Origin of the sequence: Marivita sp., assembly GCF_020055635.1 — a bacterium.
Taxonomy (GTDB): domain Bacteria; phylum Pseudomonadota; class Alphaproteobacteria; order Rhodobacterales; family Rhodobacteraceae; genus Marivita.
Map to the genome: position 1 here is coordinate 1 of NZ_JAIPUT010000032.1, position 22,887 is coordinate 22,887.

The window sequence follows — 22,887 nt, forward strand, 5'->3', positions numbered from 1 at the left end:
GGAAAGCTTGGGCGTCGTCAAATGGTTCGGCGCGGCATGTATCCTGTCCCCCCTTTTCCCGGACGGCGAAGATGCACAAATCGCTGCCCGACTGGAAAGACCTTGGCGTCACGCCGGCGTTTCAGTCAATCCACGACGCGCTACCCTGCATCTTCGATGACGGCTTCCCACGTGCCGATAGGTGCTTTCACATCCCAGTAGCCCCGCTTGTGCCTTCAGGGACGCCCGACCGGTGTCAGACTATCGAAGCTCTGACCGGTCGTCCATTCGTATTCATCCTCGTCCCAGAACCCGATCAAGATACCGATTTCCGCCGCCTTGCTCTGTCCTGCAAGCACGTCCGGGGTGGCGGTGATCCGCGTGTGGTGGCGCGTTGCCCAATCCAGCAGGGCCTTGTCCATGCGGGTGCGGACCTCCTGGTGTTCGGGCAGGTCTGAGGCGCCGAGATCGACCAGTTCCTGCGGATCGGCATGCAGATCGAAAAGGATCGGCCGGAAGGTTTCGCACCGGATGTATTTCCAGCGGCCATCGAAGATCATCGTCGTGTGCGCCTGCTCCTGCGGCTGACCCAGCGCCCTGGCCATCTCGGACCAGTGGTAGTCATGCTGGCTGATGACATGGCTACGCGAAAACCCCTTCTGCCCGTGCAAGAGCGGCGTCAGATCGCGGCCTTCGACGACATGCGGTTTCGGCGGGCAGCCAAGGGCCGACATGAAGGTCGGGGCAAGGTCGATCATTTCGACCAGGGCATCCGAGACGATGCCGCGTGTCCCGTCTGCCGCGGATCGGGGGTCGGCGATGATCAGCGGCACCTTGACCGCCATGTCGTGGTAGAAATCCTTGTCGCCCATCCAGTGATCGCCCAGGTAGTCGCCGTGATCCGAGGTGAAGGCGATGATCGTGTTCTCGGTCAGTCCGGTGTCGTCCATCCAGGCAAAGAGCCGGCCCAGATTGTCGTCAAGCTGCTTGATGAGCCCCATATAGGCCGGGATCACATGGTCGCGCACCGGGTCGCGGGAAAAGCTCTTGCAGACACGCGCGTCGAGATAGGCCTGCATCAACGGATGATCCGTCTCGCGCTCGGCCAAGGACCGGACGGGCGGCAGGACATGGCGGTTGCCGAACATGGCGTGATACGGGGCCGGCACGATATAGGGCCAATGTGGCTTGATATACGACAGGTGGCACATCCAGGGGCGACCGTCGGCTTCTGCCTGCCGCATGAAGTCCATCGCGCGGTTGGTCATGTAGGCCGTCTCGGAATGTTCCTCGGGTACGTTCGCGGCAAGGCGCGAATTCTTCAGAAGCCACCCCGACATGAGGTCGCCATCGGGATCGACACCGGAATTGGCGAAATCCTCCCAAGGGTTGTCCGACCGGAACCCCTGCGCCACCAGGTAATCGTCATAGGCCGACCAGTTCTGGCGCGGGCTGTCGGGGTGCAACCCGTCGTCCCGCTCGAACGGCTCGAAGCCGCATTCCGACACCCGCACGCCGATCTCGCTTTGCGGATCGATGCCAAGCCACGCCATGCCCTCTGCATCGGCGACCATGTGCGTCTTGCCGACAAGCACCGCCCGTGCGCCCGCCTCGCGCAGATGATCGCCAAGGGTCGGTTCGCCGATCCGCAGCGGCATGCCGTTCCATGTCGACCCGTGGCTGCGCACATAGCGTCCGGTATAGGCCGACATGCGGGACGGGCCGCAGACCGGGGATTGCACATAAGCATTGCTGAACCGCATGCCGCGCCCGGCGAGGGCATCGATGTGTGGAGTGTGCAGATGGGGATGGCCGTAGCAACTCAGGTAATCGAACCGAAGCTGATCGGCCATGATCCACAAGACATTCGGTCGATCGGTCATCGGGCTTCACCTTGTTCCTGCGTCGTCCCGGAAAGGCGGCCAGGTTCAGCCGCGATCCCGCATCCACATCGGACCGCCCCGCCAGCGCGGAAATCCGTAGCCGTTGATCATCGTCACGTCTATGTCGCACGCGTTTCGGGCAATGCCTTCGTCCAGCACGTTCTGCCCTTCGGATTGCATGGCCGCAAGTAGGCGCTGCATGATCTCCTCCGGGTCGAAGGGGCGCGGCGTGATGCCCGCGCGCCTCCGCTCGGACGCGATGATCTCGGTGACGGTCGGGGCGCTCCGGGCCTTTCCATCGACATAGTCATACCAGCCCGCGCCGGTCTTGCGCCCGAACCGGCCCGCCTGGCACAGACGGTCGGCGATGGCGACATAGCGTTCCGACGGGTCGCGGGTCGCCGCGCGGCGCTTGCGCATGGCCCAGGCGATGTCGAGCCCGGCCAGATCCTGCATTGCAAAGACCCCCATGGCAAAGCCGAAACCGGTCATCGCGGCGTCCACCTCGGATGGCGTCGCACCGTCTTCGAGCAGGTAGTCCGCCTCGCGCCGATAGGCCGACATGATCCGGTTGCCGATGAACCCGTCGCACACACCGGCCAGCACCCCGATCTTGCCCAGTTTGCGAGCCAGGGCCGCTCCGGTGGCCACCACGTCATCCGCCACCCGCTCCGGCAGAACGATCTCGAGCAGCTTCATCACATGGGCGGGCGAAAAGAAATGCAGCCCGATGGCCCGCGACGGATCGCGCAGCGTCGCCGCCAGTTCATCGACATCCAGATACGACGTGTTGGTTGCGATCACCGCATCCGGCGCGCAGACCTCGTCCAGCCTGGCAAAGACCTGCTTCTTGACCTGCATGTCTTCGAACACGGCCTCGATCACCAGATCCTCCCCGGCAAGTTCGCTGTAGTCGGTGGCCGCCTGAAAGCGCGACAGGGCCGCGTCCCGCGCGTCGGACGTCAGCAACCCGCGCGCCAGGCTTCCGGCCAGCGTTTCGGCGACGCGGGCACGTCCGGTTTCCGCCGCCTCGGTGTCGCGCTCGACCATTGTCACGCTCAGCCCCTTCAAGAGACAGGCCGCAGCGATCCCGGCGCCCATCGTACCGCCGCCGACCACACCGATCCGGTCGACCGGGCGCGGTGTCTGCTTGCAACGCGGATCGGACAGCGTGGCGCGTTCGGCAAAAAACACGTGACGCAGCGCGGCGGCCTGTTCACTGTCCTTGAGGTCGAGGAATGTCTGCCGCTCGGCCGCCAGCGCGGCGGCGGCATCGGTGACAAGGGTGTTTTCCACCGCTTCGACGGCGTGCCGGATCGACAGTTGCCCGCCTGCCCGGGTCTTGAAGCGCTTTACCTGCGCCGAAAAGGCATCGGCATCGGACGGGTCCCGGACCGGCCGGTCCAAGGTGCGGCGCGGCGCCTCGAGCCCGGTCGCCAACGCAATGGCCGCGTCGGTCAGATCCCCGTCGGCCACGTCATCAAGCAGCCCGATCTCCAGTGCCCGGGCCGCGGTCACGGGCTTGCCACCCGCGATCATCGCAAGCGCCGCGTCGGCGGCCACCAGGCGCGGAAGGCGGACCGTGCCACCGGCTCCGGGGATCAGGCCAAGCGTCACCTCGGGCAATCCAAGCCGCGCGTCCCGGGCCGCGATCCGGGCGTGACACCCCATCGCGAGCTCAAGCCCGCCGCCCAGCGCGCTGCCGTGAATGGCCGCGACCCAGGGCCTTGACGCCGCTTCGATGGCCGCGATGACATCCGGCAAATGCGGCGGCTGCGGGGGCTTGTCGAATTCGCGCACATCCGCGCCGGCCACGAAGGTCCGGCCAGTGCATCTCAGCACGACCGAGGCAATCCCGGGATCGGCTTCGATGTCCGCGACGGCGGCAAGCAGTCCTGCGCGCACCGCCTGGCTGGTGGCGTTGACCGGCGGATTGTCGATCGTCACGACAGCGACCGATCCGTGAAGCAGGGTCGAGACAACACTCATGCAGGCACCTGAACATCCGGGTTTTCAAAGGGCAATGGCATCACCTGTCGTATCGCTCCGTTGCTGTGGTCGGTCCGTCCTGCGGCAAGTGTCCCGCGCGCCCAGGCCTTTGACAAGCCGCTTCCGACCTCGGGCCGGCAAGCCGGTCCCAATGGCTCCGCGATGCCCGACGCTACAATTTCATGCTTGAAACTTCAAGCTTGAAATAAATTCCATCTCTGCGAAGATCATGGACGAATCTGCTCAAGGGGACGACGAAATGCGTGTCGCATGTCTTGGAGGAGGACCGGCCGGTCTTTACTTCGCGATCTCGATGAAGCTGCGCGATCCATCGCACGAGGTGGTCGTGTTCGAACGCAATCGCGCCAATGACACGTTCGGCTGGGGCGTTGTGCTTTCGGACGACGCGCTGGAACAGCTCGAGGAAAACGATCCGGTCAGCGCCCAGGCGATCCGCGATCACTTTGCCTATTGGGACGATATCGCGGTGGTGCATGACGGGGTGCGCACCGTGTCGACCGGACATGGCTTCGCCGGGATCGGACGGCGGCAGATGCTGGTGCTGCTTCAGGACCGCGCCCGCGAACTGGGCGTGGACATCCGCTTTGAATCCGAGTTCCAGGACGCCGAGACCTTCCGCCAGGATTATGACATCGTGGTCGCCTGCGATGGCATCAATTCGCGGGTCCGCGAGGAATACAAGCACGTGTTCCGCCCGGATATCGACATGCGCGAATGCAAGTTCGTCTGGCTGGGCACTCATCAGAAATTCGACGACGCCTTCACCTTCATCTTCGAAAAGACCGAACATGGCTGGGTCTGGGCGCATGTCTACCAGTTCGACGACAACACCGCGACCTTCATCGTGGAGTGCCAGCAGGCCACATGGGACCGCTGGGGGTTCGAAGCGATGTCCAAGGAGGAGATCGTCGAGACCTGCCGCCGGATCTTCGAGGATCACCTCGACGGGCACGACCTGATGTCCAATGCCGCGCATCTGCGCGGATCTGCGGTCTGGATGAACTTCCCGCGGGTCATCTGCGACACGTGGCACCACGAAAACGTGGTGCTCATGGGCGATGCCGCCGCCACAGGGCATTTCTCGATCGGGTCGGGTACGCGGCTGGCCTTCGACAGCGCGATTTCGCTGGCCACCTACCTGCATTCCGAACCGACGCAGGAGGCCGCGTTCAACCGCTACCAGGATGAACGGCGGATCGAGGTGCTGCGGCTGCAATCGGCCGCCCGCAACAGCCTCGAATGGTTCGAACAGGTCGAGCGTTATCTCGACCTCGATCCGGTTCAGTTCACCTATTCTCTGCTGACCCGCAGCCAGCGCATCAGTCACGAGAACCTGCGCCTGCGCGACCCGGACTGGCTTGAAAGCGCGGAACGGTGGTTCCAGACGCAGGCCGGGGTCAGCCCGAACGCGCCGGTGCGCGCGCCGATGTTCGCGCCGTTCAAGCTGCGCGACATGGCGCTGAAGAACCGCATCGTGGTGTCTCCGATGGCGCAGTACAAGGCCGTCGATGGCTGCCCCACAGACTGGCATCTGATCCATTATGGCGAACGCGCCAAGGGCGGCGCGGGGCTGGTCTATACCGAAATGACCTGCGTCAGCGCCGAAGGCCGGATCACACCGGGATGCCCCGGGCTTTACGATCCGTCGCACGAGGCCGCGTGGGCGCGGCTGACCGGTTTCGTACACGCCGAGACCGATGCGAAGATCTGCTGCCAGATCGGCCATTCGGGGCGCAAGGGATCGACCCAGCTGGGCTGGGACGAGATGGACGCCCCCCTTCCCGACGGCAACTGGGATGTGGTCAGCGCCTCGGCCCTGCCGTGGTCAGACCGCAACCCGGTTCCGCGCGAGATCACCCGCACCGAGATGGACGCGGTGCGCGATCAGTTCGTCGCCTCCGCCGAAATGGCTCAGCGCTCCGGGTTCGACATGATCGAACTGCACGCAGCGCACGGCTATCTTCTGTCGTCCTTCATCTCTCCGGTGTCAAACCATCGCACCGACGAGTACGGCGGGTCGCTGGAAAACCGCCTGCGCTATCCGCTCGAGGTGTTTGCCGCGATGCGGGCGGTCTGGCCCGAGGACAAGCCCCTGTCGGTGCGCATCTCGGCCAATGACTGGGTGGGCGATGACGGGGTGACGCCGGACGAGGCGGTCGAGATCGCCCGCGCCTTCTGGAAGGCCGGGGCCGACATGATCGACGTCTCCGCCGGGCAGACCACCCCCGAGGCCCGTCCGGTCTATGGCCGGATGTTCCAGACCCCCTTCAGCGACCGTATCCGCAACGAGGCGGGCATCTGCACCATGGCGGTCGGCAATATCTTCGAGGCCGACCACGCCAATTCCATCCTGATGGCCGGGCGCGCCGATCTTGTCGCGGTGGGTCGTCCCCACCTGGCCGATCCCTACTGGACGCTGCACGAAGCCGCCCGCATCGGCGACCGCGGCGCGCCGGACTGGCCCCTGCCCTATCTTGCCGGGCGCGACCAGCATTGGCGACTGGCGGACCGTGAAGCCGAGGCGGTGCGGGCATGAGACGGGTCCTGGTCACCGGCGGCGGAACCGGCATCGGACGCGCCATCGCCCGGGCCTTCGCCCGCGAGGGCGACGCGGTCACCATCACCGGACGGCGCGAAGAGCCGTTGCACGAAACCGCGGACGGCTTCGACATGACCTGCCGCACCGCAGACGTGACGGACGAGGCACAGGTCGCGGCGCTGTTCGATTGCGCCTTCCACGTGGTCATCGCCAATGCCGGAGCGGGCACACCAGCCAAGATCCGCGATGTGACGCTTGAAGACTGGAACCGGACCCTGGCAGTCAACCTGACCGGCACGTTCCTGACCTTCCGGGCGGCCCTTGCGGCGATGCCCTCGGGCGGCCGGCTGATCGCGATTGCATCGACGGCATCGCTCAAGGGCGGGGCCGCTGTTCCGGCCTACACGGCGGCGAAACACGGCGTGCTTGGCCTTGTCCGTTCCGTCGCGCTCGACGTTGCGAAATCGGGCATCACCTGCAACGCCATCTGCCCCGGCTTCACCGATACCGACATGGCGAACACGGCCATCGACGGGCTGATGACACGGTTCGACGTGGATCGGGACACCGCCACCGGCATGGTCGTGTCCGGCAACCCGATGAAGCGCCTGATCGCCCCGGACGAGGTGGCGGCGGCGGCGCTTTACCTGGCATCGGACGGGGCGGCATCGGTCAACGGGCACGCGCTTTCGGTTTCCGGAGGCGAGACATGACCAAAAACGCCCGCGCGCTTGAAGAAGACCTGTCGAAAGCACGGCTGCGGCTCTGGTTGCGGCTCTTGAAACTGACGCAGGGCATCGAGACGGACCTGCGCCGCAAACTGCGCGAACATCACGGAACGACCCTGCCGCGGTTCGACGTGATGGCCGCGCTGGCCCGGCATCCGGACGGGCTCAAGATGAGCGAACTGTCGAGTTACCTCAAGGTGTCGAACGGCAACGTGACGGGCATTGTCGACCGTCTGACCCAGGAAGGGCTGGCGCTGCGCATCTCGGTGCCCGGTGACAGGCGCGCCCAGATCGCACGGCTGACGCCGCGGGGCCGCGAGACCTTCGACAGCATGGCGGCCGAGCATGAAGCCTGGATCGACACGCTTCTGAGCGATCTGGGCTCCGAGGACATCACGACGATGGCGACACTCGCAGAGCGGGTTCTAGCCAAGGAAGGCACATATGAGCATCCCTGACCCGACACATTTTCTGTGCACCATCGAAGACGGCATCGCGCGGGTTTCGCACAACCGGCCCGAGCGCAAGAACCCCTTCACCTTCGACAGCTATGCCGAATTGCGGGACTGGTTCCGCGCTCTGGCCTATTCCGATGACGTGCACGCGGTGGTGATCCTGCCCAATGGCGGCAATTTCAGCTCGGGTGGCGATGTGCATGACATCATCGGCCCGTTGACCCGCATGACCATGAAGGAACTTCTGGCCTTCACCCGCATGACCGGCGATCTGGTCAAGGCGATGATCCATTGCGGCAAGCCGATCATCGCCGCCGTCGATGGCGTCTGCGCCGGGGCGGGCGCGATCATGGCGATGGCGTCGGACCTGCGCCTTGCCACGCCCGAGGCGAAGACCGCGTTCCTGTTCAACCGCGTCGGTCTGGCGGGCTGCGACATGGGGGCCTGTGCCATCCTGCCCCGCATCATCGGCCAGGGCCGCGCGGCAGAACTGCTCTATACCGGCCGGTCGATGGGCGCCGAGGAAGGCGAACGCTGGGGGTTCTACAACCGTGTCGTTGCTGCGGACGCGCTGGAAACCGAGGCGATGGAGATGGCCCGCCGCATCGTCGCGGGGCCGACCTTCGCCAATTCCATGACCAAGACCATGCTGGCGCAGGAATGGTCGATGAGCCTTGACCAGGCCATCGAGGCCGAGGCGCAGGCGCAGGCGATCTGCATGCAGGGCAAGGACTTCACCCGCGCCTATGATGCCTTCGTGGCAAAACAGAAACCCCTGTTCGAGGGCGACTGATGAGCGACCAAAGCTATCTCGACTGGCCCTTCTTCGACCCGGCGCATCGCGACTGGGCCAACCGGGTCGAGGCGGTGGCGGCTGATCTCACGATCGACCACGGCGACACCGACGCAACCTGCCGCAAGCTGGTGGGCGACCTTGGCGCGGCGGGTATCCTGGAACCCACCGCAAGCCTGTCGGGTCCGCTCGACGTGCGCCGTCTGTGTCTTGCCCGCGAGATCCTTGCGCGCCGCGACGGGCTGGCGGATTTCGCCTTTGCAATGCAGGGGCTTGGGACCGGGGCGATTTCGCTGTTCGGAACGGACGCGCAGAAAGCGGCGTGGCTGCCCCTGACGCGCAGCGGCCAGGCCATCGCCGCATTCGCGCTGACCGAACCCGCGTCGGGGTCGGATGTCGCCAATTCCACGATGACCGCCGAGGTCGATGGCGATCACGTCGTGCTGAACGGCGAAAAGACCTGGATTTCCAATGGCGGCATTGCCGATGTCTACACGGTGTTTGCCCGCACCGGAGAAGCGCCCGGGGCCAGGGGCCTGTCGGCCTTCGTGGTGCCTGCGGACACGCCGGGGCTGGAAATTGTCGAACGGCTCGAAACCATCGCGCCGCACCCGCTTGCCACCCTGCGGTTCTCGGAGTGCCGGATTCCGTCCGACGCGCTGATCGGCACATCGGGGCGCGGCTTCCAGATCGCCATGTCGGTGCTCGACGTCTTCCGCTCGACCGTGGCCGCCGCCGCCCTGGGCTTTGCCCGCCGCGCGCTGGACGAGGCGCTGACCCGCGTCACGACACGACAGGTGCAGGGAGCGCCGCTTTCCGACCTCCAGATGGTGCAGGGCCACATCGCCGACATGGCGCTCGATGTCGATGCCGCCGCGCTTCTGGTCTACCGCGCGGCATGGCTCAAGGACACCGGCGCCGACCGGGTCACGCGCGAGGCGGCGATGGCCAAGCTGTTCGCCACCGAGCAGGCGCAAAAGGTCATCGACAGCGCGGTACAGCTGCACGGCGGCGATGGTGTGAAATCCGGTGAAACCGTCGAACGGCTCTACCGCGAGATCCGCGCCCTGCGCATCTACGAAGGCGCCACGGATGTGCAGCGCGTGGTGATCGCGCGGCAGACCTTGTCCAATCACGGGAGATCGCAACCATGCTGAGACCCTCTGCCCACACCGACACGTTTGCGCGCGACAACCTGCCCCCGGTCGAGCACTGGCCCGATCTGCTTCTGGACGGGTTCGACTATCCCGACCGGCTGAATGCGGCGGTGGAACTGACCGACGCGATGGTCGCCAAGGGGTTCGGCGACCGGACGGCGCTGATCGGCAACGGGCGGCAGCGCACCTACAAGGAACTGACCGACTGGACCAACCGGCTGGCGCATGCGCTGGTCGACGATCTTGGCATCAAGCCCGGCAACCGGGTGATGATCCGGTCGGCCAACAACCCGGCGATGGTCGCCTGCTGGCTGGCGGCCACCAAGGCCGGTGCGATCGTGGTCAACACGATGCCGCTTCTGCGCGCGGGCGAGCTTGCCAAATATTGCGAAAAGGCCGCGATCACCCACGCGCTCTGCGACACGCGGCTGATGGATGAAATGGTGCAATGCGCCAAGAAAAGCCCGTCGCTCCAGACCGTCGTCGGGTTCGACGGCACCGAGAACCACGATGCCGAACTGGACCGGCTGGCACTGCAGAAACCGGTGGCGTTCAAGGCGGTCGACACCGCGCAGGATGACGTGGCGCTGATCGGCTTCACGTCGGGCTCGACGGGCAACCCGAAGGCGACGATGCATTTTCACCGCGACCTTCTCATCATCGCGGATGGCTATGCGCGCGAGGTGCTGGACGTGCAGCCCGAGGATGTCTTCGTCGGGTCGCCACCGCTGGCCTTTACCTTCGGACTGGGTGGTCTCGCGGTGTTCCCGCTGCGCTTTGGCGCGGCGGCGGCCCTGCTGGAAACCGCGTCGCCCCCGAACCTGATCGAGATCATCGAGACCTACCGCGCGACCGTCTGCCTGACCGCGCCCACGGCGTATCGCGCGATGCTCCAGGCGATGGATGACGGTGCCGACCTGTCGAGCCTGCGCGCCGCGATTTCGGCCGGCGAGACCCTGCCCGCGCCGGTCTACGAGGATTGGAAGGCCAAGACGGGCAAGCCGATGCTCGACGGGATCGGCGCAACCGAGTTGCTGCACATCTTCATCTCGAACCGCTTTGGCGATCATCGCCCCGCCTGTACCGGCAAGCCGGTTCGCGGATACGAGGCGAAGGTGCTGGCCGAGGACGGCAGCGATGCCGCGCCGGGCACCATCGGACGGCTCGCGGTACGCGGCCCGACCGGCTGCCGCTATCTCTATGGTGAACGCCAGGAGGAATACGTCCGCGATGGCTGGAACCTGACCGGGGATTCCTTTGTCTGCGACGAAGACGGCTATTTCCACTTCGCCGCGCGCGATGACGACATCATCGTCAGCTCGGGCTACAACATCGCCGGACCCGAGGTCGAAGCCGCGCTGCTGGGGCATGATGCGGTCTCCGAATGCGCCGTCATCGGCGTGCCGGACGACACCCGCGGCATGATTGTGCAGGCGCATGTGGTGCTCAGTGACGGGCACGAAGCCTGCGACGCGATGGTGACGCTTCTGCAGGAACACGTTAAGTCGACAATTGCACCGTTCAAATATCCGCGTTCGGTCATTTTCACAAAGACGCTTCCCAAAACGGAAAGCGGTAAAATACAACGGTTCCGTCTCAGGCCGGATCGGTAACCGTATGACAAACAAAGGCCTGAACCAACAAGGAGAGTTCACATGAAGAAATTGGCACTTGGCGCTGCGGCGCTGGCACTCGCGGCGACATCGGCCGCGGCAGAGGTCAAGGTGGGCATGATCACCACCCTGTCGGGCGGTGGCGCAGGGCTTGGCATCGACGTCCGGGACGGCTTTGTCCTGGCGCTGGAACAGGCGGGGCGCGACGATATCGAACTGGTGATCGAGGACGATCAGCGCAAACCCGACATCGCGGTGCAGCTGGCCGACAAGATGATCCAGTCCGAACGCGTCGACGTGATGACCGGCATCATCTGGTCCAACCTGGCGATGGCGGTGATCCCGAGCGCGGTGAACCAGGGCGTGTTCTACCTGTCGCCCAATGCCGGCCCGTCGCAGCTGGCCGGTCAGGGCTGTCACGAGAATTACTTCAACGTCGCGTGGCAGAACGACAACCTGCACGAGGCGGCCGGCGCCTGGGCCAACCAGACCGGCTATGAAAACAGCTTCATCCTCGCGCCGAACTACCCGGCGGGACAGGACGCGCTGACGGGTTACAAGCGGTTCTACGAGGGCGAACTGGCCGGAGAACTGTATACCCAGCTTGGCCAGACCGACTACGCCGCCGAGATCGCGCAGATCCGCGCAAGCGGGGCCGACAGCGTGTTCTTCTTCCTGCCCGGCGGCATGGGGATTTCCTTCCTCAAGCAATATGCCGACAGCGGTGTCGAGACCCCGGTGATCGGCCCGGCCTTCAGCTTTGACCAGGGCATCCTTGGCGCGGTCGGCGATGCGGCGCTCGGCATCGTGAACACCTCGCAATGGTCCAAGGATCTCGACAACCCGACCAACTCCGCCTTCGTCGAAAGCTTCCAGGAAAAATACGACCGCCTGCCGTCGCTCTATGCAAGCCAGGGCTTCGACACCGCGAACCTGCTGATCTCGGCCATCGACGCGGCGGACGTGTCGGACAAGGAAGCGTTCCGCGAGGCGCTGCGCGCGGCGGATTTCGACAGCACGCGGGGCGATTTCGAATTCGGCCCGAACCATCACCCGATCCAGGACATCTATGCCCGCGAAGTGGTGATGGAAGGCGACGTGCTGACCAACCGGATCATCGGAACGGCTCTTGAAGACCGCGCCGATGCCTATGCCGACGCCTGCAACATGTAAGACCTTTGGTTCCCCCGCCCTGCCCGACAGCGGCGGGGGACCCGATGCACAAGGGCTGACGCCATGTCCCTCATCCTCATTGCCGAACAGGTGCTGAACGGGCTTCAGTTCGGCGTCATGCTGTTCCTGATGGCGGCCGGCCTGACGCTGATCTTCGGCGTGATGGGTCTGATCAACCTGGCGCATGGATCGCTTTACATGGTGGGGGCCTTCGCCGCCGCCGCCGTGGCCGGGGCGACCGGGTCCTTCCTGCTTGCGCTGGCCGCCGCACTGGCTGCCGCCGCACTGGCCGGGGTGCTGATCGAGATCCTGGTGATCCGAAGGCTCTACCGCGCCGCCCATCTGGATCAGGTACTGGCCACCTTCGCGCTGATCCTGATCTTCTCGGAAGGCACGCGCTGGGTGTTCGGATCCTTTCCGCTGTTCCTCGACGTGCCGGACGCGCTCTCCGGGCCGATCACCCTGCCCGGCGGCATCCAGTACCCGGTCTACCGCCTGACCCTGATCGGGATCGGCCTGGCCGTGGCCCTGGGCCTGTGGTGGCTGACCGCGCGCACCCGGATCGGCATCCAGATCCGCGCCGGTGAAAACGACCGCGAGATGATCGCGGCGCTGGGTGTGGACATCTCCAGACTTTACACGATAGTTTTTGCGCTTGGCGCGGCGCTCGCCGGTCTTGCGGGCGCGCTTGTCGGCGCGATCCAGTCGGTGCAGGTCGGCATGGGCGAACCCGTGCTGATCCTTGCCTTCGTCGTGATCGTGATCGGTGGCATCGGGTCGATCAAGGGCGCGTTCATCGGCGCGCTTCTGGTGGGTCTCACCGACACGCTGGGCGGAATTTTCCTGCCCGAGCTGTTCAAGCTCTTCATGCCGGCCGATGCCGCAAGCCAGACCGGATCGGCACTGGCGTCGATGGCGATCTATATCCTGATGAGCCTCGTGCTGATCTGGCGTCCCTCCGGCCTGTTCGGAGCGCGCGCATGATCGGTGAACGCAGCATCACCCTGGTCGTGCTCGGCCTGCTGCTGGCGGTGGTGGCTTGGGCGCTTGTCGTGGACGAACCGTTCACCATCACCCTGGCCACGCGCGCCGCCATTCTGGCGCTGGCCGCCGTGGGACTGAACATCGCGCTCGGGATCGGCGGCATGGTCAGCCTTGGTCACGCGGTGTTCTTCGGCCTTGGCGGCTATGCGATGGGCATATTGGCCTATCACGCCCAAAGCTTCAGCGCGCTCGACCTTGGCCTTGTCTCGGTCGCCGGGACCAAGTCCATGCCGGTGATCTGGCTGGTCGCATTGGGTGTCTCGGCGCTGGCTGCCCTGCTGATCGGGCTCTTGTCGCTGCGGACATCGGGGGTCTATTTCATCATGATCACCCTCGCTTTCGGGCAGATGTTCTATTATTTCGCCATCTCCTGGAGCGCCTATGGCGGCGAAGACGGGCTGTCGATCTACGTGCGCAACGGCTTTCCCGGCCTGAACACGCTGGTCCCGATCCAGTTCTTCGGCATCTGCTTCGCGCTCCTGTGCGCGGCGCTTTTCCTGAACGCCCGGCTTCGTGCGTCACCCTTCGGCCTCGCGCTGAACGCCGCACGCCAGGTCCCGGCGCGGATCGAAACTGTCGGCCTCACGCCGTTCCGTCTCAAGCTGGTGGCCTTCGTCATTTCCGGCGCCATCACCGGGCTTGCCGGGGCGCTCTTCGCCGATCTCAACCGCTTCGTCAGCCCGACGATGTTCAGCTGGCAGCTGTCGGGCGAATTGATCGTGCTGATCGTGATCGGCGGGGTCGGACGCCTGATCGGCCCGGTGATCGGCGCCTGCCTGTTCGTGGCGCTGGAACATTGGCTGGGCGGGCTGACCGAGTTCTGGCATGTCTATCTTGGCGCAATCCTGCTGGGGATCGTGCTGTTCGCTCGCGGCGGGATCGTCGGCTTGCTGACCGGACGGGAGGGCCCGCATGTCTGATCCGATCCTGTCGACGCACAACCTGGTCAAGGCGTTCGGCGCGCTGACGGCGACGGATGATGTCTCGATCGACCTCTTCCCGGGCGAGATCCACGCCCTGATCGGGCCCAATGGCGCGGGCAAATCGACGTTGATCGCGCAGATCTGCGGCGGGCTGACCCCGGATTCGGGGCGCGTCGTGCTGCAGGGCCGGGACGTCACGCAGGACAGCACCGCCGTCCGTGCGCGGGCCGGTCTGGGCCGGACCTTCCAGATCTCCGCCCTTGCGATGGAGGATACGGTTCTCGAAAACGCCCTGCTGGGGGCACTGGGTGCCTCGCACAGGCCCTGGCGGTTCTGGCGCAAGGCGCTGTCCGACAAGGCGCTGTGCGAACGCGCCCTGTCGGCGCTGGAACGCGTGGGGCTTGCCGACGACAAGGACCGCCGCACTTCCGAGCTGAGCCATGGTCAACGCCGCCAGCTCGAGGTCGCCGTGGCCCTGACACTGGAGCCGCGCGCCTTCCTGATGGACGAGCCGATGGCCGGGCTGGGCACCGGCGGGTCGCAACGGCTGATCGGCTTTCTCGACGGGTTGCGGGGCGAGGCACCGATCCTGCTGGTCGAACACGACATGGATGCGGTCTTTGCGCTGGCCGACCGGATCAGCGTCCTGGCCTCGGGACAGGTGATCGCCACCGGCACGGTCGACGAAATCCGCCGCGATCCCGCCGTGCGCGAAGCCTACCTGGGAGAAGACGCATGAGCGGGCTGCACCTCAAGGACCTGACCGCGACCTATGGCGCGTCGCAGGCGCTGTTCGGAGTCGATCTCGACATTGCCGAGGGCGAGGTCGTGGCGCTGATGGGGCGCAACGGCATGGGCAAGACCACAACCGTCAAGGCGATCTGCCGGATGATCCCGTCCGGCGGAACGCTGACCTTTGCAGAAGCCGATCTGCATGCCCTGCCCAGCCACCGCGTCGCCCGGCTCGGGATCGGGCTGGTGCCCGAAGGCCGCCGCTGTTTCCGCGATCTCACGGTCGAGGAGAACCTGGTCGCCGCCGCCCGTCCGGGCGACTGGACGCGCGACCGGGTCACCGCGATGTTTCCACGGCTGGGCGAACGTCTGACCCAGCGGGCAGCGTCGCTCTCGGGGGGTGAGCAGCAGATGCTGGCCATCGGCCGCGCCCTGATGACCAATCCCAGACTCCTGATCCTGGACGAGGCGACGGAAGGGCTCGCCCCGATCGTGCGGCAGGAAATCTGGTCGGCGATCCGCAGCCTCAAGGACAAGACCCGCCTGTCGATCCTGCTGATCGACAAGTCGATCCGCGAACTGGCCAGCGTGTCGGACCGCGCGGTCATCCTGGAACGCGGACGCACGGTGTGGTCGGGCGCGATGGCAGATCTGGGCACCGACATCTCGGAACGGTATGTGGGGGTGTGATGGCTTTTGAACTTGCCCAGAAAGTGCTGTTCAAGCATTGCGACCCCGCCGGGATCGTCTTCTTCCCGCGCTATTTCGAGATGCTCAACGATTGCATGGAAGCCTTCTTCGCGACCGAACTGGACTGGCCGTGGGAGGCGCTGCATGGTCGCGGCGCGGTGCCCACGGCGCAGATCGAGACGCGCTTCACCGCGCCGTCCCGGCACGGCGACGATCTTGTCCTGCGCCTGACCATCGTGTCGGTCGGACGCAGTTCGATGACCTACAGGATGACCGCAACCTGCGGCGACAGCCTGCGTTTCGATACGACGGCCACGCTGGTCAATGTCGGCCCCGAGGGCCGCCCGACCCCGTGGCCCGACGCCGTGAGAACAAAACTGACAGACCGAGTGGAGCAGACGACGTGACCCATAAAATCATCCAGCCGGAGGGATGGCTTCCGGCAAAGGGCTATTCCAACGGCGTGCTGACGCGGGACGGTGTGCTTCATATCGGCGGTCAGATCGGCTGGACTGCCGAACAGACATTCGTCGCACGGGATTTCATCGGCCAGATGCGCCAGGCCCTGCGCAACATCGTCGATATCGTCGAGGCCGCTGGCGGCACCGCGTCCGATGTGACGCGGCTGACCTGGTTCGTGACCGACAAGACGGAATACCTCAACGCCCAGAAAGACGTCGGCGCCGCCTATCGCGAGGTGTTCGGCCGTCACTTCCCGGCCATGTCGATGCTGGTCGTCGCGGCCTTGATCGAGGACGAGGCGCTGGTGGAAATCGAAGCAACGGCGCATCTGTCATGAAACGGGTGTTCATCTGCGATTACGTCCGTACCCCGATTGGCCGCTATGCCGGGGCGCTGTCGACGATGCGCGCCGATGATCTGGCGGCGCATCCCGTATCGGCACTGATGGCGCGGCATCCGGGGCTGGACTGGACCAGGCTGGACCAGGTCGTGATGGGCGCGGCCAACCAGGCCGGTGAGGACAACCGCAATATCGCCCGGATGGTGGTCCTGCTGGCGGGCCTTCCCGAGACCGTTCCCGGGCACACGATCAACCGGCTTTGCGCATCCGGAATGGATGCGGTGATCGCGGGCGCGCGGCAAATCCAGTGCGGCGAGGGCGACTTGGTAATCGCGGGCGGTTCGGAAAGCATGAGCCGCGCGCCTTTTGTCATGCCCAAGGCCCAAAGCGGCTTCGACCGGCGGGCGGACCTGCATGACACCACGATCGGCTGGCGCTTCGTCAACCGGATCATCGCCGAGAAATTCGGGATCAACTCGATGCCCGAAACCGCGGAAAACGTCGCCGAAGCCCATGGCGTCAGCCGGGCTGATCAGGACAGGTTCGCGCTTTCAAGCCAGGACCGCGCGGCGCAGGCCATCGCAAGCGGTCGGCTGGCCGAAGAGATCGCGCCGGTATCGATCCCGCAGCGCAAGGGTGCTGCCGTTGTGGTCGATACCGATGAGCACCCGCGCCAGACCACTCTCGACAAGCTGTCGGCGCTTCCCACACCCTTCCGCGACAACGGCTCCGTGACCGCAGGCAACGCCTCGGGCGTGAATGACGGTGCGGCTGCGCTTTTGCTGGCGTCCGAAGCGACGGTGGACCAATTGGGTCTCACACCTCTGGCCGAATATGTCGGATCGGCCTCTGCCGGTGTGGCGCCGCGTGTCATGGGGATCGGGCCTGTTTCCGCGGTGACCCGGCTTTGCGACCGGTTCGGGCTGGCGGTGTCCGACTTCGACCTGATCGAACTGAACGAAGCCTTCGCCGCACAGGCCATCGCGGTCTGTCGGGAACTGAAGCTTGATCCGTTTTCCGACCACATCAACCCGCGAGGCGGGGCCATCGCCCTTGGCCACCCGCTGGGCATGTCCGGGGCGCGGCTTGTCGGAACGGCGGCCCTGTCGCTGTCGAAAGGCGAAGCCTCGCAAGCCCTGGCGACCTTGTGTGTGGGCGTTGGCCAGGGCGTGGCCGTGGCGCTGCGCCGGGCCTGATGCCCGTTGACCCGCGTCGCCGGGTCAATGCCGTTGGCGATAGCGCATCAGGAAGACCGGCAGAAGAACACTCAGGATGACCAGCCGGAACACGTGATGGGCCGCAACAAGTGCCGGTTCCAGCCCCGTCTTGACCGCCAGGGCCGCCATCACCTCGACACCCCCCGGCGCGAAGGCCAGCAGCAGCGCGGCGGGTGACAGACCGACAAGCGCCGCAGCGAACCATGCGCCCAGCGCCGCGATGGCGCAGGCAAAGACCGTTGTGAACACACCGGCGACAACCGCGCTGCGCAGTTGCAAGAAGGTCACGCCGCTGAACCGGGTGCCGATCAGCGATCCCATGCACACGAAGGCCGCGGTGGTCAGCCAGGTCGGCGCGGTGCCGGTCGTCAACGCGCCGCCATGCGCGATGGCCGAGACCGTCATCGCCCCAAGCAGCAGCGCCGCCGGCATGTTCCATCGCTTGAACAGAAGCCCGGTCGCCAGCGCCACGGCGAAAATCACCGCCAGGGCCAAAAGCGACCCGGTTTCCTGTTCTGCCAGGAACGCGGTGCCTTCCACTCCCCACAGCGAAATCAGCACCGGGACCAGCAGGGTCAGCAACAGCACACGCACGGATTGCACCAACGCCACGCGCGGCACATCGGCGGCCAGATCCGCAGACAGGCCCAGCACATAGCTGAGATGCCCCGGAGCCGCCGCCAGAAGCGCCGTCAGCCGGTCCATCGCGAAGAGCCGCATCAGCACGGCCGGCAGGATCGCCAGAACCACGATCAGCGTCATTGCCAGCACCGCCAGCGACACCGGCCAGGTGAGTGCCGCATCGACGACTTCCGGCGTGACCGTGCTGCCGATCTGCACACCCAGGACGACGAAGACCGTATCGCGCAATGCCGGGGGGATCACGACACGCAGACCCATCAGGGTCGCCAGGGACACGCAGGTGGCGGGCCCTGTCAGCAGGGCCGCCGGAAAGCCGATCACGTGAAAAAGCGCCGCGCCCCCTGCCCCGACCAGCAATGTCAGCAGGACCGCCACGGCCTGATTGTCAGTCGCCGTCATAGGTCCATCGGTATTGTGGCGGTGTCGGTCCCTTGTTGCGACCGCCCTGCTCCATCTGTTCCCAGGCATGGGCCAAGAGGCCAACCGACCGCGACAGGCCGAAGAAGCCCCGCGCCAGGGGCGGCGCGCAGCCCAGCTCTGCGTAGATCACGGCGGTGGCCCCGTCGATGTTCATCGGAACCGGCTTGCCGCGCTCGGTGGCCAGTTGCGCTTCGATCGCGCGACCGATCTCGGCATAGGCGCCGGAGACCGCACCGGTCTTCGCCGCTGCATCGACCAGAGCCAGCAGGCGCGGTGCGCGCGGGTCCACAGGCTTGTGGAACCGGTGCCCGAAGCCCGGCAGGAACCGCCCGTGTTCGGCGCGCCATGCATCCATTGAAGTGATCAATTCGTCTGGACCGTTCTTTTCAATCGAACGATAGAGCGTCACCGCCTGCTCGCCGGCTCCGCCATGCACATCGCCCAGCATGTTGAGCCCGGTCGCCATCGCCGATTGCAGCCCGATGCCGCAGGTCACGGCCATGCGCGCGGCCGCGATGGACGGCGCTTGCGGACCGTGATCCACGGCAGACACAAGGGCCGCTTCGAACAGGCTGGCGCGGTCGCCCTTGATTTCCTCTCCCGTCACCATCAGCCAGATCATCTCGGAAAAGCCGATATGGCCGATCAGTTCCTGGACAGGGTGTCCGCGCAAGTCGATCCGGCCCGGCTCCATGTCGATGATCGACGTCCGCCACCAGTCGGAGACATCCTTGCCGTCGGTCATATCACCCCTTCCCTGCGCATCGTTTCGATCTCGTCCGGGCCATAGCCCAGCCTTTCCAGAATGTCGGCACTGTGCTGGCCCAGGGTCGGCGGCGGTGTGTCGACCGAGGGCCGCGACCCGTCGATCATCACGCCGACCCGGACCAGATCGACCGCGCGCCCGACACCCGGCACATCCTCGAACCGTCCGAGAAAATCCCTATCCGAGACCTGCGGATGCGACAATATCTCTGGCACCGACATGACGGCCCCCGCAGGCACGTTGATCGCGTTCAGCGCGCGCGCCCAATCGGCTGCGGGTTTCGTCGTGAGCACCGTTTCAAGCTCGGCCCGCAGGCGCAAGCGGTTTCGTTTCCGATCTTCGCGGCTGGCGTACTCGGGGCTGCGCAAAAGGTCGTCGCGGCCCAGGTGGCGTGCCAGCGCTTCCCACTGGTCATCCTTGTTGGCGGCGATATTGATCAGCCCGTCGGCGCATTGGAACGTGCCCGACGGAGCGGATGTGTGGTTTTCATTGCCGTTCGGCGTGGGCACGACGCCGCCGACCAGAAAGTTCGACACCACCCAGCCCATCGTCGCCAGCACCGATTCGAGCATCGACACGTCGATGAAGCCTCCGCGGTCGGGGGCGTTCAGTTCGGCGCAGATCGCCATGGCCGCCGTGAGGCCGCCAACCGTGTCCGCCAGCGGGTAGCCCACGCGCAGGGGCGCGCTGTCTGCATCGCCGGTGATCGACATGACGCCCGAGGCCCCCTGCACGATCTGGTCATAGGCCGGACGATCCGCCCAGGGTCCGTCCTGGCCAAAGCCCGAGATGGCGCAATAGATCAATCTGGGGTTTTCCTGTTTCAAGGCGTCATGACCCAGCCCCAGCCTGTCCATGACGCCGGGGCGGAAATTCTCGACCAGGACATCCGCTGTCTGCACGAGACGCCGGAGCACCTCCTTGCCGCGCGGCGCCTTCAGGTTCAGCGCCAGCGATCTCTTGCCGGCGTTCTGCGCGAGAAAGCTGATGCCCATTCCGCGCGCGGAAAGCTCGGGATCGGACCCGAGATTGCGGGCCAGGTCGCCGCGACCCACCGCCTCGACCTTGATCACCTCGGCCCCCAGATGGGCAAGCTGATGGCAGGCGAAGGGTCCGGCCAGCACGTTGGTCAGGTCAAGCACCCGGACCCCGTCGAGAGGTCCGGGCGATCTGTCAGTCGCCATCCGCCACACCCTCGGCCCGCTTGCGCGCCCGCCGCGCCCGGTAGCTGGGCAACAGCACCAACAGCAGCGCCAGGACCAGCAGGCCAAGCGTCATCGGGCGTTCGACGATGAAATCCAGACCCCGGTAAAGCTGCATGGAGCGGGCGAAATTGTTTTCCAGCATCGTCCCGAGGATGAAGCCGATCAGGAGCGGTGCCAGCGGGTAATCGGCAAAGCGGAAGATCGTCGCCATGACGCCAAGCCCCACGAGGATCAGCAATTCGGTCGCGTTGTTCTGCCCGATATACGCCCCCATCATGGTAAAGAAGAGGATGAAGGGGATCAGGTAGTTTCTCGGGATCGACAGGATCTTGGCGATATAGGGGATCAGCGGCAGGTTCAGGATCAGCAGGACCAGGTTGCCGATGAACATCGAGATGATGACGGCCCAGAAAATCTCGGGCGTGTCGGTCATCAGGCGCGGGCCCGGTGTCACATTGAGCGCGATCAGCGCACCCAGCAGGATTGCCGTGGTGCCCGAGCCGGGAATGCCCAGCGTCAGAAGCGGCACGAAAGACCCGGTGCAGGCGGCGTTGTTCGCGGTCTCGGGCGCCGCCAGTCCCTTGACCGAGCCCTTGCCGAATTCCGCCTGGTCGGCCCCCTTGGCGATGTTGCGTTCAACCGCGTAGCCCAGGAAGGACGCAATCGTCGCGCCGGCGCCCGGCAGCACGCCGATGAAGAAGCCCTGGATCGACTGACGCCCGATCACCGGTGCCATCGCCCTGGCCTCTGCGCGCGAAAAACGCAGGCCGGTGATCTTGTTTGCACCGCCTTCCGCCCCGCTGGCCCCGCGGGCCGGGTTCAGCACGAGGAACAGCGCCTCGGGCAGCGCGAACATCGCCATCGCAAGGGTGATGAAGGAAATTCCCGACTGAAGGTCCATGATGCCAAGGGTGAACCGGGGCATGTTGAACAGCGCGCCTTCGCCCACCGTGGCAAGGATCAGGCCGAGAATGGTCATCATCAGCGCCTTGGCGACCTGCCCGGTCCCGGCAAAGGCCGCGATGGCCGACAGGCCCACCACCATGAGCGCGAAATATTCGGCCGAGTGAAACAGAAGCGCCACCGACGACAGCGCCGGGGCAAAGATCATCAACAGGATCGCGCCGATGGTGCCCCCCGAGAAACTGGCCACCGCCGCGATGGTCAGGGCCTTGCCCGCCTGCCCCTTTCGAGCCATCGGATAGCCGTCAAAGCTGGTTGCCACGGTCCCCGCGACACCCGGCGCATTGAGCAGGATGGACGAGGTCGAGCCGCCGAAGATCGCGCCGTAATAGACGCCCGCCAGCAGGATGAGCGCCGCGGTGGGATCGCCCAGCGTGATCGCCACCGGGATCATGATGGCGATGATCGACATCGGCCCGAGACCGGGCAGCATGCCGATGAAGGTCCCGACAAGGCACCCCGCGACCACCATCAAAAGGTTCTGGATCGAAAATGCGGCCGACAGGCCGATCATGATTCCTTCAAGCATGTCTCAGGTCCCCATGAAAAACGGATAAGGCCGCAGGAAGATGCCGAGCACCTGCTGCACGAGATACCAGACAAAGCCCGTGGCGATCATCGCCACCGGAAGCATCACGTACCATTTGCGCTCTCCCAGGATCGCGCTGCCTCCGATCAGAAAGACCGTCGTGGAGATCAGGAAGCCCGCCGGTCGAAGCGCAAGGGCGTAAAGCACCATCAGCGCCAGAAGCATCAGCGCCTGGCCCAGCTTGTATTCATGCAGACGCCGGTAGTTGATGTCGGTGGCGGATGGCTGTTCGTCGCCGGACGGCTTTTCGAGCCCCAGCAGCACGACCAGTCCGACGACGATCCCGAGAACCGTCAGCACCTTGGGAAAGGTCGAGGGCCACACGGGGTTGCGCTGCATGAACGGCGGCAGCAGGTCGTCCATCGTGAAATAGGCCAGATATCCGTATATGCAGCAAAAAGCGATAAAGATCAGCGCGATCCAGCGGTCGAGCGCCATAGTCCTGTCCTCCCCTCGAATATGTGCACCCGCAAGGACGCCGCAGGCGACGGCCCTTGACCACGGGTGATCTGACTGACTGGCGCATCACCTGCGCCAGTCGGGAACGGGTCGAAAAACGGTGCC

Annotated in this window: 21 protein-coding genes; 14 read left to right on the forward strand and 7 right to left on the reverse strand. The window is 65.4% G+C overall.

Going from position 1 to position 22,887, the window contains the following annotated elements; genetic code table 11:
- Positions 1 to 215 precede the first annotated feature (215 nt).
- Entirely contained in the window at positions 216 to 1,862 is a 1,647-nt protein-coding gene (locus tag LCF60_RS14860) for a sulfatase-like hydrolase/transferase (RefSeq protein ID WP_292292817.1), read from the reverse strand.
- Positions 1,863 to 1,907: 45 nt separating this feature from the next.
- Complete coding sequence (locus tag LCF60_RS14865) at positions 1,908 to 3,851, reverse strand: 3-hydroxyacyl-CoA dehydrogenase NAD-binding domain-containing protein (RefSeq protein ID WP_292292819.1); 1,944 nt, start codon at positions 3,849 to 3,851, stop codon at positions 1,908 to 1,910.
- A 259-nt stretch (positions 3,852 to 4,110) separates the two neighbouring features.
- Between LCF60_RS14865 and LCF60_RS14870 the strand changes: the two genes are divergently transcribed.
- From LCF60_RS14870 to pcaF, 14 genes are all read left to right on the forward strand, one after another.
- The gene (locus LCF60_RS14870) at positions 4,111 to 6,408 is read left to right on the forward strand and encodes a bifunctional salicylyl-CoA 5-hydroxylase/oxidoreductase (RefSeq protein ID WP_292292872.1); all 2,298 of its coding nucleotides are present in this window, start codon (positions 4,111 to 4,113) and stop codon (positions 6,406 to 6,408) included.
- Positions 6,405 to 7,124, forward strand: coding sequence for an SDR family oxidoreductase (locus tag LCF60_RS14875; RefSeq protein ID WP_292292820.1), 720 nt, complete (start codon positions 6,405 to 6,407; stop codon positions 7,122 to 7,124). The genes LCF60_RS14870 and LCF60_RS14875 overlap by 4 nt, the downstream gene beginning before the upstream one ends.
- A complete protein-coding gene (locus LCF60_RS14880; RefSeq protein ID WP_292292821.1) occupies positions 7,121 to 7,597 on the forward strand; it encodes a MarR family transcriptional regulator in 477 nt (158 codons plus the stop codon). The genes LCF60_RS14875 and LCF60_RS14880 overlap by 4 nt, the downstream gene beginning before the upstream one ends.
- Positions 7,584 to 8,387, forward strand: coding sequence for an enoyl-CoA hydratase family protein (locus LCF60_RS14885; RefSeq protein ID WP_292292822.1), 804 nt, complete (start codon positions 7,584 to 7,586; stop codon positions 8,385 to 8,387). The genes LCF60_RS14880 and LCF60_RS14885 overlap by 14 nt, the downstream gene beginning before the upstream one ends.
- Complete coding sequence (locus LCF60_RS14890) at positions 8,387 to 9,544, forward strand: acyl-CoA dehydrogenase family protein (RefSeq protein WP_292292824.1); 1,158 nt, start codon at positions 8,387 to 8,389, stop codon at positions 9,542 to 9,544. Before LCF60_RS14885 ends, LCF60_RS14890 begins: the two co-directional genes overlap by 1 nt.
- On the forward strand, positions 9,538 to 11,157 hold the full coding sequence (locus LCF60_RS14895) for an AMP-binding protein (RefSeq protein ID WP_292292825.1): 1,620 nt from the start codon (positions 9,538 to 9,540) through the stop codon (positions 11,155 to 11,157). The genes LCF60_RS14890 and LCF60_RS14895 overlap by 7 nt, the downstream gene beginning before the upstream one ends.
- Before the next feature lie 42 nt (positions 11,158 to 11,199).
- Complete coding sequence (locus LCF60_RS14900) at positions 11,200 to 12,330, forward strand: ABC transporter substrate-binding protein (RefSeq protein ID WP_292292826.1); 1,131 nt, start codon at positions 11,200 to 11,202, stop codon at positions 12,328 to 12,330.
- 63 nt (positions 12,331 to 12,393) lie between these two features.
- Positions 12,394 to 13,314, forward strand: coding sequence for a branched-chain amino acid ABC transporter permease (locus LCF60_RS14905; protein WP_292292827.1), 921 nt, complete (start codon positions 12,394 to 12,396; stop codon positions 13,312 to 13,314).
- A complete protein-coding gene (locus tag LCF60_RS14910; RefSeq protein WP_292292828.1) occupies positions 13,311 to 14,294 on the forward strand; it encodes a branched-chain amino acid ABC transporter permease in 984 nt (327 codons plus the stop codon). The genes LCF60_RS14905 and LCF60_RS14910 overlap by 4 nt, the downstream gene beginning before the upstream one ends.
- Positions 14,287 to 15,036, forward strand: a complete 750-nt coding sequence (locus LCF60_RS14915) for an ABC transporter ATP-binding protein (RefSeq protein WP_292292830.1) — start codon at positions 14,287 to 14,289, stop codon at positions 15,034 to 15,036. The genes LCF60_RS14910 and LCF60_RS14915 overlap by 8 nt, the downstream gene beginning before the upstream one ends.
- On the forward strand, positions 15,033 to 15,719 hold the full coding sequence (locus LCF60_RS14920) for an ABC transporter ATP-binding protein (RefSeq protein WP_292292831.1): 687 nt from the start codon (positions 15,033 to 15,035) through the stop codon (positions 15,717 to 15,719). Before LCF60_RS14915 ends, LCF60_RS14920 begins: the two co-directional genes overlap by 4 nt.
- Positions 15,719 to 16,126: a thioesterase family protein gene (locus LCF60_RS14925; RefSeq protein ID WP_292292832.1), complete on the forward strand. Its 408-nt coding sequence runs from the start codon at positions 15,719 to 15,721 to the stop codon at positions 16,124 to 16,126. Before LCF60_RS14920 ends, LCF60_RS14925 begins: the two co-directional genes overlap by 1 nt.
- The gene (locus tag LCF60_RS14930; RefSeq protein WP_292292833.1) at positions 16,123 to 16,518 is read left to right on the forward strand and encodes a RidA family protein; all 396 of its coding nucleotides are present in this window, start codon (positions 16,123 to 16,125) and stop codon (positions 16,516 to 16,518) included. Before LCF60_RS14925 ends, LCF60_RS14930 begins: the two co-directional genes overlap by 4 nt.
- Positions 16,515 to 17,717, forward strand: a complete 1,203-nt coding sequence (gene pcaF / locus LCF60_RS14935) for a 3-oxoadipyl-CoA thiolase (protein ID WP_292292834.1) — start codon at positions 16,515 to 16,517, stop codon at positions 17,715 to 17,717. Before LCF60_RS14930 ends, pcaF begins: the two co-directional genes overlap by 4 nt.
- Positions 17,718 to 17,741: 24 nt before the next feature.
- Here the strand turns inward: pcaF and LCF60_RS14940 are convergent, their stop codons facing one another.
- From LCF60_RS14940 to LCF60_RS14960, 5 genes are read right to left on the reverse strand one after another with little or no spacing between them, the layout of a single operon-like run.
- Positions 17,742 to 18,779, reverse strand: coding sequence for an AbrB family transcriptional regulator (locus tag LCF60_RS14940; protein ID WP_292292836.1), 1,038 nt, complete (start codon positions 18,777 to 18,779; stop codon positions 17,742 to 17,744).
- Positions 18,766 to 19,545, reverse strand: coding sequence for a citryl-CoA lyase (locus LCF60_RS14945; protein WP_292292837.1), 780 nt, complete (start codon positions 19,543 to 19,545; stop codon positions 18,766 to 18,768). The genes LCF60_RS14940 and LCF60_RS14945 overlap by 14 nt, the downstream gene beginning before the upstream one ends.
- Complete coding sequence (locus LCF60_RS14950) at positions 19,542 to 20,750, reverse strand: CoA transferase (protein ID WP_292292838.1); 1,209 nt, start codon at positions 20,748 to 20,750, stop codon at positions 19,542 to 19,544. The genes LCF60_RS14945 and LCF60_RS14950 overlap by 4 nt, the downstream gene beginning before the upstream one ends.
- Positions 20,740 to 22,263, reverse strand: a complete 1,524-nt coding sequence (locus LCF60_RS14955; RefSeq protein ID WP_292292839.1) for a tripartite tricarboxylate transporter permease — start codon at positions 22,261 to 22,263, stop codon at positions 20,740 to 20,742. Before LCF60_RS14955 ends, LCF60_RS14950 begins: the two co-directional genes overlap by 11 nt.
- Before the next feature lie 3 nt (positions 22,264 to 22,266).
- On the reverse strand, positions 22,267 to 22,761 hold the full coding sequence (locus tag LCF60_RS14960) for a tripartite tricarboxylate transporter TctB family protein (RefSeq protein ID WP_292292841.1): 495 nt from the start codon (positions 22,759 to 22,761) through the stop codon (positions 22,267 to 22,269).
- Positions 22,762 to 22,887: the final 126 nt, after the last annotated feature.